Source organism: Pedobacter sp. ok626 (assembly GCF_900100435.1).
Taxonomy (GTDB): Bacteria; Bacteroidota; Bacteroidia; order Sphingobacteriales; family Sphingobacteriaceae; genus Pedobacter.
Map to the genome: position 1 here is coordinate 1 of NZ_FNEX01000012.1, position 16,602 is coordinate 16,602.

At 39.1% G+C, this 16,602-nt stretch carries 15 protein-coding genes and 1 pseudogene; 6 read left to right on the forward strand and 10 right to left on the reverse strand.

Annotated features, from left to right (window positions below; translation table 11 throughout):
• Window positions 1-331, reverse strand: a pseudogene (locus BLS35_RS16435) (group II intron reverse transcriptase/maturase); the annotation flags it as partial.
• 246 nt (window positions 332-577) lie between these two features.
• Here BLS35_RS16435 and BLS35_RS27550 point away from each other — a divergent pair.
• Window positions 578-760: a hypothetical protein gene (locus tag BLS35_RS27550; RefSeq protein ID WP_139205885.1), complete on the forward strand. Its 183-nt coding sequence runs from the start codon at window positions 578-580 to the stop codon at window positions 758-760.
• Window positions 761-968: 208 nt separating this feature from the next.
• Here BLS35_RS27550 and BLS35_RS16440 read toward each other — a convergent pair whose 3' ends face one another.
• Window positions 969-3,269 carry a TonB-dependent receptor gene (locus BLS35_RS16440; protein ID WP_090783424.1) on the reverse strand — a complete coding sequence of 767 codons (2,301 nt, stop codon included), beginning with the start codon at window positions 3,267-3,269 and terminating at the stop codon, window positions 969-971.
• Between the two features lie 746 nt (window positions 3,270-4,015).
• Between BLS35_RS16440 and BLS35_RS16445 the strand changes: the two genes are divergently transcribed.
• Window positions 4,016-4,408, forward strand: coding sequence for a response regulator transcription factor (locus tag BLS35_RS16445; protein WP_090783042.1), 393 nt, complete (start codon window positions 4,016-4,018; stop codon window positions 4,406-4,408).
• Between the two features lie 41 nt (window positions 4,409-4,449).
• Window positions 4,450-4,923 carry a nuclear transport factor 2 family protein gene (locus BLS35_RS16450; RefSeq protein WP_090783044.1) on the forward strand — a complete coding sequence of 158 codons (474 nt, stop codon included), beginning with the start codon at window positions 4,450-4,452 and terminating at the stop codon, window positions 4,921-4,923.
• Here BLS35_RS16450 and hisS read toward each other — a convergent pair.
• The 3 genes from hisS to pdhA all read right to left on the reverse strand — a co-directional run bounded on the left by hisS (window position 4,920) and on the right by pdhA (window position 9,058).
• Window positions 4,920-6,305 (reverse strand): histidine--tRNA ligase, encoded by a 1,386-nt coding sequence (hisS, locus tag BLS35_RS16455; protein WP_090783046.1) that lies wholly within the window; start codon window positions 6,303-6,305, stop codon window positions 4,920-4,922. The two genes, BLS35_RS16450 and hisS, sit on opposite strands and share 4 nt — an antisense overlap.
• Window positions 6,306-6,391: 86 nt before the next feature.
• Window positions 6,392-8,032, reverse strand: coding sequence for a pyruvate dehydrogenase complex dihydrolipoamide acetyltransferase (locus BLS35_RS16460; protein WP_090783048.1), 1,641 nt, complete (start codon window positions 8,030-8,032; stop codon window positions 6,392-6,394).
• A 30-nt stretch (window positions 8,033-8,062) separates the two neighbouring features.
• Window positions 8,063-9,058, reverse strand: coding sequence for a pyruvate dehydrogenase (acetyl-transferring) E1 component subunit alpha (pdhA, locus tag BLS35_RS16465; RefSeq protein WP_090783049.1), 996 nt, complete (start codon window positions 9,056-9,058; stop codon window positions 8,063-8,065).
• A 396-nt stretch (window positions 9,059-9,454) separates the two neighbouring features.
• On the opposite strand from pdhA, the gene BLS35_RS16470 reads away from it, so the two are divergent.
• A complete protein-coding gene (locus tag BLS35_RS16470) occupies window positions 9,455-10,009 on the forward strand; it encodes a C40 family peptidase (RefSeq protein ID WP_090783051.1) in 555 nt (184 codons plus the stop codon).
• Window positions 10,010-10,079: 70 nt separating this feature from the next.
• Window positions 10,080-11,180 carry a CapA family protein gene (locus BLS35_RS16475; protein WP_090783053.1) on the forward strand — a complete coding sequence of 367 codons (1,101 nt, stop codon included), beginning with the start codon at window positions 10,080-10,082 and terminating at the stop codon, window positions 11,178-11,180.
• On the opposite strand, the gene BLS35_RS16480 is transcribed toward BLS35_RS16475, so the two are convergent.
• Window positions 11,177-11,362, reverse strand: a complete 186-nt coding sequence (locus BLS35_RS16480) for a hypothetical protein (protein WP_090783055.1) — start codon at window positions 11,360-11,362, stop codon at window positions 11,177-11,179. The two genes, BLS35_RS16475 and BLS35_RS16480, sit on opposite strands and share 4 nt — an antisense overlap.
• A 140-nt stretch (window positions 11,363-11,502) precedes the next feature.
• Here BLS35_RS16480 and BLS35_RS16485 point away from each other — a divergent pair, with 140 nt between their 5' ends.
• Window positions 11,503-12,432 (forward strand): SPFH domain-containing protein, encoded by a 930-nt coding sequence (locus tag BLS35_RS16485; RefSeq protein ID WP_090783057.1) that lies wholly within the window; start codon window positions 11,503-11,505, stop codon window positions 12,430-12,432.
• 67 nt (window positions 12,433-12,499) lie between these two features.
• On the opposite strand, the gene BLS35_RS16490 is transcribed toward BLS35_RS16485, so the two are convergent.
• From BLS35_RS16490 to BLS35_RS16505, 4 genes are all read right to left on the reverse strand, one after another.
• A complete protein-coding gene (locus BLS35_RS16490; protein WP_090783059.1) occupies window positions 12,500-14,680 on the reverse strand; it encodes a carboxy terminal-processing peptidase in 2,181 nt (726 codons plus the stop codon).
• A 146-nt stretch (window positions 14,681-14,826) separates the two neighbouring features.
• Complete coding sequence (locus BLS35_RS16495) at window positions 14,827-15,450, reverse strand: hypothetical protein (RefSeq protein WP_254778936.1); 624 nt, start codon at window positions 15,448-15,450, stop codon at window positions 14,827-14,829.
• Between the two features lie 133 nt (window positions 15,451-15,583).
• The gene (locus BLS35_RS16500) at window positions 15,584-16,153 is read right to left on the reverse strand and encodes a DUF1543 domain-containing protein (RefSeq protein ID WP_207909128.1); all 570 of its coding nucleotides are present in this window, start codon (window positions 16,151-16,153) and stop codon (window positions 15,584-15,586) included.
• An 11-nt stretch (window positions 16,154-16,164) separates the two neighbouring features.
• Window positions 16,165-16,602: a low molecular weight protein-tyrosine-phosphatase gene (locus BLS35_RS16505; protein ID WP_090783428.1), complete on the reverse strand. Its 438-nt coding sequence runs from the start codon at window positions 16,600-16,602 to the stop codon at window positions 16,165-16,167.

A 16,602-nucleotide genomic window follows, 5' to 3' on the forward strand; every position in this document is an offset into this window, starting at 1 on the left:
CGCGGAACCCATAGCTGTTTTCTGAAAAGTCGGAATCATATAGCTTAACCAGTACTTGCGAGATCGCTTGTTGAATCATCCTGTCCATATAAGTAGGAATACCTAACAGGCGGATTCCCCCACTAGATTTAGGAATCTTGACCCGCTTAACTGCTTTAGGCCGGTACTCACCATGCTCCAGTTGACTTTTGATCAATGGCCATTCAGTTTTAACTTGCTCAGAAAAGTCTGAAAAACCGATGTTATCCACTCCGGCAGCTCCTTTGTTCCCTACAACCCGATCATAAGCCGGATACAGATTGCTTTTACTGATAATTTCTTCGAGTAACATGTCGAATTGCATTTTTTTTTTCTCTGTTTCCTTGTTTCCTGCTTTCTTTCAAGATATCGCTCAGCGCTCCCTGCTACCTTTCTGCTTCCAGCATATTCCTTACAGAGCAGCTCTCCATTCGGAGTTTTCTGCTTTCTTTACGATAGTCCCATTTCCGGTAGTACTACTCGGACATTTAATGTTCAGCCCTTCCTTCTAAAAAAAAAAAAAGTACTATGGCCTCTGCTGACTTCTGCGGTGGCAGTTATGTATCACTACATAACCTTGTTCCTTCGGGAGGCGCATCCCCCTCCGGCAACTACTCGGCAGACCTCCCCGGGTAAGAACGCAAACTTTCTCTCCATATACCTGTCGAATGTACAGCAGGATGTTTCGGATAGTTTAGGGCTTTGTTTTGTTATGCAAACTCACCCACATCCAACTGCCTAATTCGCTTCCTGTTCGTCAGGCCAGAGATTTACCGCCGGCTTCCTTCAGATTCCTCCTCGCGGAGGACACCCTTGCCTTAAGTTAACGCTTCCCACTATCAAGGTGCGTTCGGGACTTCCACCCTAGAGTTTGCGCCCGTGCCGGGCGCACATAAAAAAAGGGAGATGGTGCTCGCACCATCTCCCTTTTACATTATTGATACTAGATACTATAGAAAAGGAACACTAATACCAAATGTAACATTTCGGCCCGGGTTATAAATACCAACCGGTTTGTATCTACTCAGGTGATTATAATACTCCTTATTTAAAAGGTTTTGTCCGGTTACCCAAACGTTCAATTTACCTTTACCGGTATTGAAACTGGTACCAAAACCGGCATCCAACAGAGTGTAACCGTTGGTTTGCGTTTCAAAACTATCAAAACGAGCTTGTTTAAATGTATTTGTAACACCAACTTTTAGGTAACTATCCGTTAATCCTTTTACATTTGGTTCAAAACGTATTTCGTTGCTAATGCTGGCAGCAGGAATGAATGGTAAAGCCTGATCATTTGCCCTGTTAACACCTTTGGTGTAAGTGAATGAGTTTTCAAAATGTAGGGATTTTACCACATGAAAATCAACAGAAGCCTCTCCGCCATATAAATCAGCATTAGTTTGCACATAGCGATAAACCGGCAAGGTTTCTACACTTCCATCCTCGTTATTAAACGGAATGGTTTCCTGATTAAAGTTTCCTGGATAAATGTAATTGAAGATCCGATTGGCATAGGCATTTAAGCCAAAGGTTACCTGCTCGGCTGTATATTCAAGTCCTAGATCGAACTGCAGACTGGTTTCTTGTTTAAGATTGCTGTTCCCAATTTCGTATCTAAAGGTTCCTTCATGTCGCCCATTAGCCCCAAGTTCGGCAATGTTCGGTGCCCTGAAGCCCGAACCTGCGTTGCCTTTAAGCACTAGATTTTTTGCAACTTCGAAGGCAAAACCCAATGAACCTGATACATTAGAGAACTCGTTGTTAAAACCATTAAAGATCTGTTCGCCATTAAAGCTCAAATCTTTACCATTCATCTTTTTGTAATCGTAACGTACACCTGCATTAATCGCCCCTTTTGTGAAATTTCGTTTCAAATAAACAAAGGCCCCAATGTTGTTGCTGTTGTAGTCGGGGATCAAAAATTCTTCCCCGCTATTTACGTTATTTTGGTACATACCCTGCACACCAACAGCAGGCTGCCACTCGCCGAAATTAGGGAAGTTGTACTTTACATCGTAAGTATATGATTTTAGGTTTAAGTTTAACCCTGGCTCCTGTACGCTTTCTTCAAACTCTTTCCTGATGTTACTTTGGAAAGCAAATACGGTTTTCAATTGCCCTTTTCCGAGAATAAAATTACTGTTTAAGGCTGCTCTATAATGTGTTAGGTTTTGAAATGGCAAACCAAGTTCCCTTTTCTTTGCTTCTGATTGGCTGATCACATCTCCATCTTCATTCAGAAATTTACCTTCAGCATCTGGCCCGTTTTCGACAAGGCCGATATTGGTATGAAAACGGGAAAAACTTAGATGCGAGTAGCCCCAACTTTTATTTAAACCCAACATTCCGTTAAAATCTAACTCATTAAATCCCGAGTTTGGCACAGTGGTATCTTTATACCCAAAGCCGTATGCATTTTTATAGGATGCACGACCGCGGTAAACAAAGCCATCATTGTTTCCTTGTAACATTAAAGAAGAGGCACTTAGTCCATTATTCGTACTGTAAGTAGAGCTAAATGCACCATTATGTACACCCGGAGCCGGCACGAGATCGTCGATCACATTAATCACACCTCCCAAAGCGTCAGAACCGTACAATAAACTTGCTGGACCTTTTAAAATTTCGATCCTGGCTGCCGAGAACTGATCAACCTGGATACCGTGCTCATCACCCCATTGCTGCGCTTCTTCTCTCGCTCCATCAACCATTGTTAAAACCCTGTTATAACCAAGGCCTCTGACAATTGGCTTGGAAATGGCGCCGCCTGTGCTTACTTGGGATACGCCCGGAATTTTAGCAATCGCATCAACCAGGTTTGTCCCTCCTGATTGGGCTAACTGTGTTTTACCAACCGTAACCACCGATAAACTATTGGTTTTATTGTTAGAACTAAAAGGCGAGCCAGTGATGACAACCTCAGCACTCTCGATAACGGATGGTGATAAAGGGATCACTAAGTTATGTTGGCTGCCCAAATCAACAACTGTCGAATATGTTTTGTAGCCTACAAAGCGAACTTCAAGCAAAAACTTTCCTTTTGCGGGTACATTTTTGAGAATGAACTCTCCTTGAGCATTGGTGCTTGTGATGGCTTTTAAATCTGTAATATAAATGGTTGCACCTGCCAGTGGAGCCTGTGTACTGGCGTCAATAACCTTGCCTCTAAATTGGGCAACTTCGGTAGCGAAACTCGATACCGGGAAAAATAGATATAACGCTATAACTAGTAAAAGATGTACTCTTTTCATCGGAATAAATTGTTTAAACGACTGCACCAGCATGGAAAATCATGCCGATCCATCAAAATAATAATTAAGGAAAACAGGTATGCTACCTGCAAATTGGCGATTAGACTGCAGGAGGACCCCGAAGCGCCAGGTCAATTAATTCTGTGTATGATCCACTTATAGTGTGGTAAGATTTGGATGCTGGTTTCCAAACCAGGTAAACCTGAAATTGATGTTTAGCAGTAATGTAATTTTTTTCGAAATGGGCTTCACAGACTAAACAATGCTCTGTTTGATTGCCAATATGCAATTTATGGGTACATGTTTTTTCATGCACTGAACATTTTGGCTCATCGTGATGATGATTGTGAAAGGCAGCAATGGGAGTAAGTGCTATGGCAAATACCCATAACAACACAACCGATAATATCCGATGGATATGTAAGTGTCTTCTCTCCAATTCGTGTCAAAACTAACAAATTCTACTCAATGATTTATAATCATTGCCAATCTATGACAAGAATTGTACAAACAAAAAAGAGGAACAATCGCCACAATTGCTCCCCTTTTTAACCTAAAACTAAAAACTATATATAAGACTATATTAATCGCAAAAGGTTTCATCAAAACACACATATTTTTTATTATTGACAATTATTTTACTTCAGTCAGGCTAATTAGCCATAAAGATTATTGTTTAAAAAATAAATAATAGCTAAACAAGGCACTCTACTTAATATATTTGTATCTCATAAATTACCCCGATTTTGAAAAAAAAAGCTGTTACATTTAAGAATATCCTTGTAATTGAGGACAATAACGCTATTCTTGATGTGATCACTTTAATTTTGCAAAGCGAGTCTTATAAAGTCACCGGATTAAGCAAAAGTGCGGATATGATGACGCACATTGATCAGAATAAACCTGACCTTCTTATCCTTGACATCATGCTTCCTGACGGAGATGGAAGAGACTTATTAAAACAGCTTAGAACAAATCAAATTACAGAAAACTTGCCTGTCTTAATGATCTCTGCAAAATACACAGCCCAGAATATACAGCACGGAGAGTATAAGCCAAATGGCTTTTTACCAAAACCTTTTGACATTGATGATCTGCTTGATAGGATTGAAGGAATACTTGCGGGAAAAACATACTAAATCATTCGGGTAATTCGTAGATTAGATAGAAAGATTTAGATATGACTAGTAACGAACAACTGATCCATCATTTTTACAGCAGTTTTCAGCGCAAAGATGCCCAGGCTATGCAAGATTGTTATGCTGCTGATGCAACATTTAGCGATCCTGTATTCACAAACTTAAATGCTGCGGAAGTCAGATCGATGTGGGCCATGCTACTTAAAAGTGGCAAAGACATGCGAATTGAATTCAAAAACGTCATCGAAGATGAAACAGGTACTCATGCTGAATGGGATGCCTGGTATACCTTTTCGGCTACAGGAAACAAGGTGCACAATCGCATTAAAGCCTCATTTATCATTGAGAATAATAAAATCATTAAACATACAGACCGCTTTAGCTTTTACGATTGGGCAAAGCAGTCTCTTGGTTCTACAGGCCTGCTGTTAGGCTGGACAAGCTTTATCAAAAATAAAATCAAGACAAAGGCCAGAAAAAATCTCGATGCTTTTATGGCCTCTGCCGCCAGTTAATTTTTCAATAGTTCAATTATAGCTTCAACAGTTAGTTTTTGCTGCTGTCCACTTTGCATATCCTTTAAGGTTAATAAACCTGTTTGCATTTCGTCGCTTCCAATCAGAACCACATATGGAATGCGCTTATCATCTGCGTAGCTCATTTGCTTTTTAAGCTTCGCTGAGGCAGGATAAAGTTCTGCGGCTACATTCTCCGTCCGTAAGCGCTGTAAGATCGGCAGCGCGTATCTTTCGGCCTCCTGATCAAAATTACTAATCAATACCTTTGTGCCAATAGCAGCAGATTCAGGAAAGAGGTTTAGTTCCTGTAATACATCATAAATCCTGTCGGCGCCAAAGGAAACACCAACTCCAGTCAAACCTTTTAAACCAAACATCCCGGTTAGATCGTCATACCTTCCGCCACCACCTATGCTGCCCATAGCTACTTCATTGGTTTTAACTTCAAAAATACAACCGGTGTAATAGTTTAAGCCGCGTGCAAGTGTAATGTCAAGCTCCACATTAGGCCTTAATGATGAATCCGCTTTCAGCATTTCATTTACATAATCAAATACTGCCTCTATTTCCTTTATCCCGGTTAGACCAGTTTCGGAACTTGCCAGAACCGATCTCAAGCTCTCCATTTTCTGCTCATTAGAGCCTTCCAATAAGATAACAGGTTTTAATTTTTCAATATCAGCTTCAGTAAAGCCACGCTCAATCAACTCTTTGGTTACCCCATCCAAACCGATTTTATCCAGCTTATCAATAGCAACGGTCATATCAATAATCAATTCAGGTTTACCAATAACTTCGGCTATCCCAGATAATATTTTACGATTATTGATTTTTATGGTAAAGTCTTTTAATCCCAGATTACTCAGTGCTTCCTGATAGATCAGAATAAACTCCGCCTCGTTCAATAAACTATCAGAACCTACTACATCCACATCACACTGATAAAATTCTCTGTAACGCCCCTTTTGTGGTCTATCAGCACGCCATACTGGCTGTACCTGGAAACGTTTAAAAGGCAATGAAATATCATTCTGGTGCATCACAACGTAACGGGCAAAGGGCACGGTTAAATCGTACCTTAAAGCTTTCTCACTAATGGATGAAATCATTGCGTTTGAATTGGCTTGCGCCAATAATTCAGGTTTTACTTTAGAAAGGTAATCACCACTATTTAATATTTTGAATATCAGCTTATCCCCCTCATCGCCGTACTTACCTGTTAAAGTAGAAAGGTTCTCCATTGAAGGCGTTTGTATTTCGGCGTAACCATACTTCTTGAAAACCGTTTTAACGGTATCAAAAATAAAATTACGTTTCACCATTTCCTGAGGAGAAAAATCTCTGGTTCCTTTTGCTAAAGAGGGTTTGATATTCGACATGAGCGCAAAAGTACAAAACTAACAGGCATAAAAAAAGGTTGTCTGCTTTTACACAGACAACCTTTCGTATTTTTATGATTTGAAAGTTAAACCAATAATGTGATTGGTTGTTCCAAAAATCCTTTAAGTGTTTGTAAGAAAGCAGCGCCTGTAGCACCATCAACCACACGGTGATCGCAGCCTAAGCTTAGTTTCATAACATTACCCGGTACAACTGCTCCGTTTTTAACTACAGGAATCTGTTGTATCGCACCTACAGATAAAATTGCCCCATCAGGAGAGTTGATGATTGATGTAAACTCATCAATACCAAACATACCTAGATTAGAAACTGTAAACGTAGATCCTTCCCAATCTGACGGCTGTAATTTTTTAGCTTTCGCTTTCTGTCCATAAGCTTTAACCTCCGCAGAGATATGAGATAATGATTTACCGTCAGCAAAACGAACAACAGGAACCAATAAGCCGTCTTCTACAGCCATTGCTACACCGATGTTTGTATGCTCATTGAAGCGAATTTTATCACCACGCCATGAAGAGTTAACCGCAGGATGTTGTTTTAACGCAATAGCAACAGCTTTAATTATAATATCGTTGAATGAAACCTTAACAGGAGCTACTGCATTAATAGCAGTACGTGCAGCCATCGCATTGTCCATATCAATACTTATGTTTAAGTAGAAATGTGGAGCTGTAAACAAGCTCTCGCCTAAACTTTTAGCAATCGCCTTACGCATTTGCGATACTGGCTTCTCAGTATATCTTTCTTCACCAACATATTGAGGAATAACTGGCGCAGCTTTCTCTGTAGCCGGAGCTGATGAAGACTCTGTTTTTGCCGATACTGGAGCAGATTTAAAGTTTTCAATATCTTTCTTAATGATACGTCCACCATCTGCACTACCTGCAACTTGTGCAAGATCAATCCCTTTATCTTTTGCAATTCTTTTTGCTAATGGAGATGCTTTTACGCGATCAGTGCTAGCAGATGAAGCCGGAGCTTCTTCTTCTGCAGCTGCTTTCTCTGCTACTGGAGCATCAGATTTTTTATCAGCAGCAGGTTTTGCTGGTGCATCACCTTGACTAAGAATTCCACTGATGTCAGTTCCAGCAGGGCCAACAATAGCAATAATGCCATTTACTTTAGCTGCCTGACCTTTTTCAACACCAATATGCAATAAAGTTCCTTCTGCATAACCCATCACTTCCATAGTAGCCTTATCGGTTTCTACATCAGCAAGGATATCATCATCTTTAACTTTATCACCAACTTTTTTATGCCATTCAGCAATTACGCCTTCAGTCATGGTATCGCTTAACAAAGGCATTCTAACTACAGTAACACCCATTTTCTCTATATCTGCTTCAGTTAAACCTGTAGCCGCTGCAGGAGTACTTTCTGCTTTCGCTTCTTCAGCAGGTTTAGTTTCAGCAGCTGGAGCTGCACTTACAGTGCTTTCTGCATCAAGGGCTGCTTTATAATCTTCGCCTTCTTTACCGATTACAGCAATAACAGCATCAACTGGAACAGCTTTACCTTCTTCTACACCAATGTATAAAACGGTACCATCCCAATATGATTCTAAATCCATGGTCGCCTTATCGGTTTCCACTTCGGCCATTACATCACCGCTTTTAACTTTATCGCCAACTTTTTTATGCCATTTAGCCATTACACCTTCAGTCATGGTGTCGCTCATTTTGGGCATTCTAACTATTTCAGCCATTCTATAATATCTATTGAAATGCGTTCTTAATTAATCTTTTACGTAAGGATAATCCTGTTGCACATAAACATCCTTAAATAACTCTGATGCATCAGGGAAAGGAGATTCTTCTGCAAATTTCACAGCATCATCAACAATCTGTTTTATCTTACCTTCAACTTCTTCAATCCAAGCCTGATCAGCATATTTCTCTTTCAAAACAACTTCTCTCACAGACTCAATTGGATCTTTAGCTTTATATTCTTCTAATTCATCTTTAGTACGATATTTAGCTGGATCTGACATCGAGTGTCCACGGTATCTGTATGTTCTCATTTCCAGGAAGGTTGGACCTTCACCAGCTCTTGCACGTTGGATAGCTTCGTCCATTGCATTATGAACTGCAACCGGATCCATGCCGTCAACCGGAGCACATGGCATATCAAAGCCCAAACCTATTTTGTAAATGTCAGTCATGTTTGTAGTACGCTCAACAGAAGTACCCATTGCGTAAAAATTGTTTTCACAAACAAACACTACAGGAAGTTTCCAAAGCATAGCCATATTGAATGCCTCGTTTAAAGCACCCTGACGAACGGCACCATCACCCATGTAACAAATGTTTACATTGTTGGTACCTTTATATTTTTCAGCAAATGCAATACCCGCTCCCAATGGAATTTGTCCACCTACAATTCCGTGTCCACCATAGAAATGAAATTCTTTACTGAACATGTGCATTGAACCACCTTTTCCTTTTGAACAGCCAGTAGCTTTACCGTACATTTCTGCCATAATGCTATCTGCACTTACACCCAAAGCCAGTGCATGAGCATGATCACGATAAGTAGTAATCATGGAGTCTCCTTTCTGCATAGCAGAAATTGCTCCCGCTACAACCGCTTCCTGACCGATATATAAATGACAAAATCCACGGATTTTTTGTTGTCCGTAAAGTTGACCGGTTTTCTCTTCGAACTTGCGCATCAGCAACATCGACTCAAACCACTTCAGATAGGTATCTTTATTTATTTCTACTGCACTCATTTTTGGGGTGTTGATTTTTTTACGAGAGCAAATCTACTTTTTTATTGCAATAAATCGAAGCAATTGATGTAAAATGCCTATAATGATTACATAAATTAAGTTGACCAGTAACGCTTCTAATGAGGTCAATATTAACACATATGGCCAAGTTAACAAATTAAAAGCAAACAGAACATTCAGAACGCAATCATAAGTTGCACTCAAAACGCGACTGACAGAAACTTATATGGTGGAAAAAAATTGGCCGACTTTGTTAAAATGTTAATAACTTTCAATATAAACTTGCCCGTATTTGGATAACATTTGTAAAATGTATATGTTTGCCATCCAAACAATAAGCCCATAGTGGTGTACGTTTAAGTGTAAGTGATTAATACCCAAACTTAACAGTATAACATGATAAAAAAGTTTTTGTTGTCCTCCCTGATTTGTATGTGCAGTCTTACGGCTATCAACGCACAAACGAAAACAAAAGAAACAAATAAATTAGCTGACCCAGATAATTTAGCTTCACAATATTTTTCACAAGTTATGGGTGTTGCAGTAGATGCAACTTCAAACGTAAAACTCTACAAATTCATTTACGAATGGATTGGTACTCCTTACAGATTTGGAGGAAATACACAAAAAGGAATTGATTGCTCGGCCTTCACCAAAGCAATTTATGATAAAGTTTTCAACACTACCATCTTAAGAAACTCACGTGATATTTTTAGCATGGTTGACCCATTGCCTAAAGATGAACTGAAAGAAGGAGATTTGGTATTTTTCAAAATAAAAAGTCGCAGTATTACGCATATCGGGATTTACCTTGGAGACAATCGCTTCGCGCATGCTTCGTCAAGTCGCGGTGTAGTGATCAGCAATTTAAACGAACCTTATTACTCAAGATATTTTTATAAAGGTGGCCGTATACTAGATGGCGTAAAGGAAGATCTTATTCAAGAATAGATCCTCTTAACCTTTAACAATACTGGTCCTTCTAAATATTTAGAAGGACTTTTTTTATACCCAGATAAAGATGAAATTTTCTACCATAAGCTTTTTATCCGCCACCATCCTACTTGCTATGTCAAGCTGCCAAAGCAATACCGCAAGTGTTCCTAAACATTTACCTATCCAGGATACGCTTAAGGTGATAAAAAAGGATACAATCTCCATTGTAGCTGTTGGCGACATCATGATCGGCTCCGCTTACCCAAGTAAATCCAATCTACCTCCAGATGATGGAGTAAACAGCTTTAAAACAGTCGAATCCTTTTTGACTGGCGACATTATTTTTGGCAACTTAGAAGGTTGTTTTTTGAACAATGGAAAATCTACAAAGTGCAAAGACACAATTGGAAACAGCTGCTTTGCATTTAGAATGCCCGAACGCTATGCTGGGATCATCAAAAAAGCCGGATTTAACTTACTCAGTGTAGCCAACAATCATGTGGGCGATTTTGGCTTAAAAGGAAGAACAAGAACCGCGGCCATTTTAGATTCACTAAACATCAATTATGCTGGCCTGATGTCCCATCCTTTCAGTGTTTTTGAAAAAGATAGTATCAAGTATGCTTTCTGCGCTTTTGCACCCAATGAGAATACGGTATCGATAAATAAAGTGGACAGCGCAACACAATTGGTTAAACGTTTAAAAGCAGAAACCGACATTGTAATCGTTTCCTTTCATGGAGGTGCAGAAGGTGCCAAATTTGAACATGTAACCAAGAAAACGGAAATATTTTACAACGAAAACCGCGGCAATGTATACGCATTTGCTCATGCTGTAATTGATGCTGGTGCCGATGTAGTTTTAGGTCACGGCCCACACGTAACCCGCGCTGTAGAAGTCTACAAAAACAAGTTTATCGCTTATAGTCTGGGAAATTTTTGCACCTATGGGATGTTTAGCCTTAAAGGTCCGAATGGAATTGCGCCCCTATTACGACTCAAAATAAACACCAAAGGAGATTTCTTATTTGCGGATATCGTTTCTGTAAAACAGGACAAGATCAATCGTCTAACCGTAGATGCTCAGGACGGAGCTTTCAAAAAAATTAAATTACTAACTGACACGGACTTCCCTGGACACAATTTAGATTTCTCCTCATCAGGACGAATTCAGTTTAGAAACTAAGACTCGTCCTTTGTATTTTTAACCAAACCGATACCTGATACAAAAAATATCAATCCAATAATACCAGCAACAACCAGTTCGCGGCTTTGAATGCTGTGCTTCACAAAGCCATATCCGGCATAAATAAGTCCTATTACACCTAATACGGTTAGTACAGTGCCAAAAATACGTTTAACATTCATGATGATTAGATTTAGTACAAATCGTATTACAATATCCATGCCTTTATGGCGAATTCAACAATAAGATCATTAAATCTTCAAATGAGACAAAAATTTTAGTATCTTGATATCGTCATATTCGTAACCTATAAAACCCCATTATGTATACAACGTACATCATTCTTTTTGTTCTGATAGTCATTTTAATCAGCTCATTCGTTACCGTTAAACAAGGCACAATTGCTGTAGTTACAATTTTTGGCAAGTATAGACGGCTTTTAAGCCCAGGACTTAGCCTAAAAATACCTCTAATCGAAACCATTCACTCCCGAATCTCGATACAGAACCGGTCAGTAGAGTTATCTTTTCAAGCGGTTACTCAAGATCAGGCAAATGTATACTTTAAGGCAATGCTCCTTTATTCTGTAATCAACCACGATGAAGAAACTATTAAAAACGTAGCTTTTAAGTTCGTAGATTCAACGAACTTAATGCAGGCGCTAATTCGTACCATCGAAGGGTCGATCAGGGCTTATGTGGCCACACAGAAGCAAGCCAATGTACTTGCACAGCGTAATGAAATTGTAGACCATGTTAAACATCAAATTGACCAGGTATTGGAAAGTTGGGGTTATCATTTGCAGGATTTACAACTTAACGACATTACTTTTGACGAGGAGATCATGCGCTCGATGAGTCGTGTTGTGGCTTCTAATAACTTAAAAGCAGCTGCAGAAAATGAAGGTCAGGCTTTATTAATTACTAAGACTAAAGGAGCTGAAGCGGATGGTAATGCCATTAAAATTGCTGCCGCTGCTGAGCGTGAAGCTGCACAGCTTCGTGGACAGGGTATTGCCTTATTTAGAGCTGAGGTTGCACATGGTATGACTAAAGCTGCCATGGAAATGGAAGAAGCTAATCTGGATATATCGGTAATCCTTTTCACCATGTGGACAGAGTCAATTAAACAATTTGCAGAGAATAGCGAAGGCAATGTAATCTTCCTGGATGGCTCAACTGAAGGGATGAACCGCACCATGAAAGAAATGATGGCCATGCAAATTCAAAAAAATACAGACAGCAAAAAATAAACACTTGCTTATATACAAAAAGGGCATCATGTATATGATGCCCTTTTTGTATATAGTTGAATGATCTTTATTTAAACTCTGCCGTAGTTTTAACAAGTTGTTTTCCCTTAGGATTTGTCAGTTCCATAAAGTCGGCCATAATCTTTAAGCTCTCATTCTGAATAAAATCAAAATTATCTTCTTTCTTTATCTTGTCTCCTTTTTTAACAGGGGCCAAACCTCTTGATGCTCTTAAAGCGTTTAACCTGGACAGGTTCTTCGCTTCAAGACTGTCTCTTTCTATTTTCAATTTACCTTCATTTAAAGGCACTGAAACCTCAGACTCACGCTTTTTAGATTCAGCAATATCTTGCACCATAATCTTATAATCAGGTGATTTCTCCATACGTTGGTCATGCAGCTTCACAAGTTCTGATTTAAACGGTGTTAGATCGCCAACAGGGGCAAAATCAGACCTTTTAACTTCATCCCAAGGTAAGGCCGAAGGTTCTGTATCCTCTCCGATTTTATCCATTGGATATAACGATGGGAATTGAATATCAGGCATTACTCCTTTATGTTGTGTACTGCTACCGGTTACGCGATAAAACTTAGCCATTGTAAGGTTGATTTGCCCAAGCTTAACGTCATCCTTAGCTCCTTTTAGTATCATTCCATTTTTATTTACCAAAGCCGCTAGCTTCTGTAAAATAGACGGATTAACCAATTTATTCATATCGATTGAAGACTGCACAGTTCCCTTACCGTAGGTTTGTGTCCCCATGATAATTCCTCTTCCATAATCCTGAATTGCACCAGCAAAGATCTCAGACGCAGAAGCACTCAATCTATCTACCATAACCCCTAATGGACCATCCCATACTACACCAGGATTGGTATCCTCACTTACTTCTACATCGTTTTTAAGGTCCTTAACCTGCACAACGGGCCCTTTATTGATAAACAAACCAGTAAGATCGATAGCTTCCACCAAAGAACCGCCACCATTTGCTCTTAAATCCATTACAATTGCATCAACCTTATCTAGTCTTTTCAAGGTGTCAATCAATAGCCTTACGTCACGTGTTGTACTTTTATAATTAGGGTCCCCTGCATTTGCCGCTTTAAAATCAGCATAAAAAGCAGGGACAGTAATGACACCGATTTTGTATGGTTTGCCATTAGATTGTATAGTCTGTACTTTCTTTTTAGCAGATTGGTCTTCCATTACGATTTTCTCTCTCACCAATTCTATAATAACTGGCTTAGAAGACATTTCTTTACCTACTGGAATGATCTTCAAACGAACCTTTGTACCTTTAGGACCTTTTATTTTCGCAACAGAATTCTCAATTCTCCAGCCAATAATATCTTCAAATTCACCATCACCTTGCGCTACTCCGATAATCCTATCGCCAGCACTTAATAGCTTGCTTTTAAATGCAGGTCCGCCTGGAACTACCTCTGAAATCTTCAGCACTTCGTTTTCTAATTGTAATCTTGCACCGATACCTTCAAAAGACCTAGCCATGTCTTCATTGAATTGCTGAGCATTGGTCGGGTTGAAGTAGTTTGTATGTGGATCAATCGTTTCGGTAAACGCATCCATCACAGTCTGAAACACATCCTGATTATTTAGTTTTGAAGCTTGCGACTTCAACGCTTGATAACGTTTTGTAAGTGTTTCTTGATTCTTAGCCTCAGCAGTTCCGGCAATCTTTAAATTAACCAATTCGTATTTAATCCTTTTTCTCCAGATATCGTCCAACTCAGTCTTTGATTTTGCCCAAGGCATTTTTTCACGATCAAACACATAGGTCTCATTCGCATTAAAATTCTGCTTTGCTTTAATTTCAGTGAAAGCAAAGTTGATAAATTCGTTATATCGCTTTAAATAAACATTAAATATATAAAATGGAGCGTTCAAGTCTCCGTTACGGAAATCATCATCTAATGAAAATCTGAATTTCTCAAACTCCTTAATATCTGATGCCTGGAAATAATATTTATAGGGATCAAGCTCCTTAATGTATTTATCCAATACCAGTGAAGAGATCGAATCGTTTACTTTTATTTTCTTGTAATTGTAATTTTCAATCAGCGCAACTATCTCCTTACATACCAAGGCCTGCTTCTCATCGGGCATAATATTGCTGACTCCCGGAACCAATTGTTGGGGTTGTGGAGCCGCGTGACATGCAAGAACTGCGGCAGTAAAGGTTACCAGTAATATCTTTTTTAACATCTCTTTTACGATTTTAAAATCCATTTTTGTATTTAGTACTAATATGATACCAATTTTAGAAAAAAAAAGAAAAGAGACAGTATTATTACTGTCTCTTTTCTGTAAACATACTAAAAGTAGTCAAATTACTATAATGACAATGATACAAAAAAAACGATTTGTTTTATAATTTATTGTTTCACCAATTGTTTCTTGGCCATAGCTTTAGCGGGGATCTGAGCCTTTGCTTCTCTAATTTGATTTTTAAATCTTGCTAGATTTGAAGACTTCGCCAAAAGCTCGGCCCTATTTATGTCTTTCAAGGCAAGCGTGTATTCTTTTTTCTTCGTTTTTACCTGTGCAAGACCCAAAACCGAATCTATATATGCATTGTTATCGCCTACTTGTTTAGCAAGTATCCCTTGTTGCGTATAGAACCATAAGGATTGCGTTAACTTATCTGCTGCCAGGTATATTTTACCCAACTGATTATACGATTCCATCTGTCCTGTCTTACTGCCAATTTTGGAGTAATTTTTTAAAGCGACATTAAGTGTCACCTGTTCAGCTTCAGCATAATGCGCCATTAAATAATGAGCATTCGCTAATCTTAATAATGCTGACCCGTATTGGCTAAACTTCTTAGAACTATTGTATTCAAATGCGGCCTTACCAAATAGGGTAATCGCTTCATTTAAATCGCCATGACGCTCTTTCTTCTCTGCGTCGGCAAAATAGGTATCCCCATTATTTTCTTCCAGATTAGAAGCAACAATATTCACGGCCCCATTTACTGATGGCGGTTGTTGCGACAAAAAAGGACTTGTTTGGGACATAGCCTCATTAGAGATAAAAAGGCAAATCAATAGGAAACAAATTTTGCTCATCGGGTCAAAGATATGACAATTTTAGATAAACAACTGTATACTAAACAAAAAGGAGGGAAATTCAGACTTTACTTAGTGGTAGATAACCAAGGTGTAATTCATCTTCAAAGGGGAAAGTTGTAGGTTCTATTTGTATGTGGAACCTTCTTTTCACATGCTCTGGAAGAACGTCAGCGATTTCAAATGCATCATCAACATCGACTCCATACTTATCATCGATATGAGAAACAGCACTCTCAAATCCTGTATGCCTATAAAAAGTAGTCTCTTTGGCCAATCTGGTGGCTTCCGCTATGGTGTCAGTAATCAAGAGCATCTTATAATGGAGCTCATCAAATTCTCCCGGTTTATATCCCCCAAGATTGATAAAAAATAGTTTATTCATGTTGAACTCCACTATATTGGCCATAGGTACCACTTTCAAACTATAGCCACCCACCGTTGTTACTTCCCGCCAGGCATCAATATGGATTTTTCCATTTGCTTCTGGCCAAAAATCCGTAATATCAGTCTTCAAATCGCTTAGGGAATTTCCTATGGCAAAAAATACATCATGCTGCTCTGTATGCCTCCCCTCTGGTTTGCAGCCAAGTAAAATCATAAATAATTTAAGCGCATCGGTGTATTCCATTTGACAAGTATTTACTTAAAATCTGTGATGATTTGCTTACAGCGCTCTTCTATTTCCAAAAATACGGGCTCAAACAGCTTATCATCAAAATAAGGATCTGTTACTTCAAGCTCATCCGGCAAAAATAACCTCACTTTATTACGATGCTCTGCAGTTGAAGCTAATTTTAATACATCTTTCAAATTATTTTGATCCATAACCAGGATATGATCGTAATCATCAAACATATCCCGGTTAAAATGTCTGGCCCTTTGTTTAGAAATATCATAACCAAAATTGCTGGCTATAGCAATACTTCTTCTATCAGCAGGCTGATTTACATGCCAGTCACCCGTTCCTGCAGAAGAGATTTCCCAGCCCAATTGCTGCTCCTCCACCAGATGGCGCATAATACCCTCCGCCAATGGCGAACGGCAAATATTACCCAGGCAAACCATTAATATCTTCAT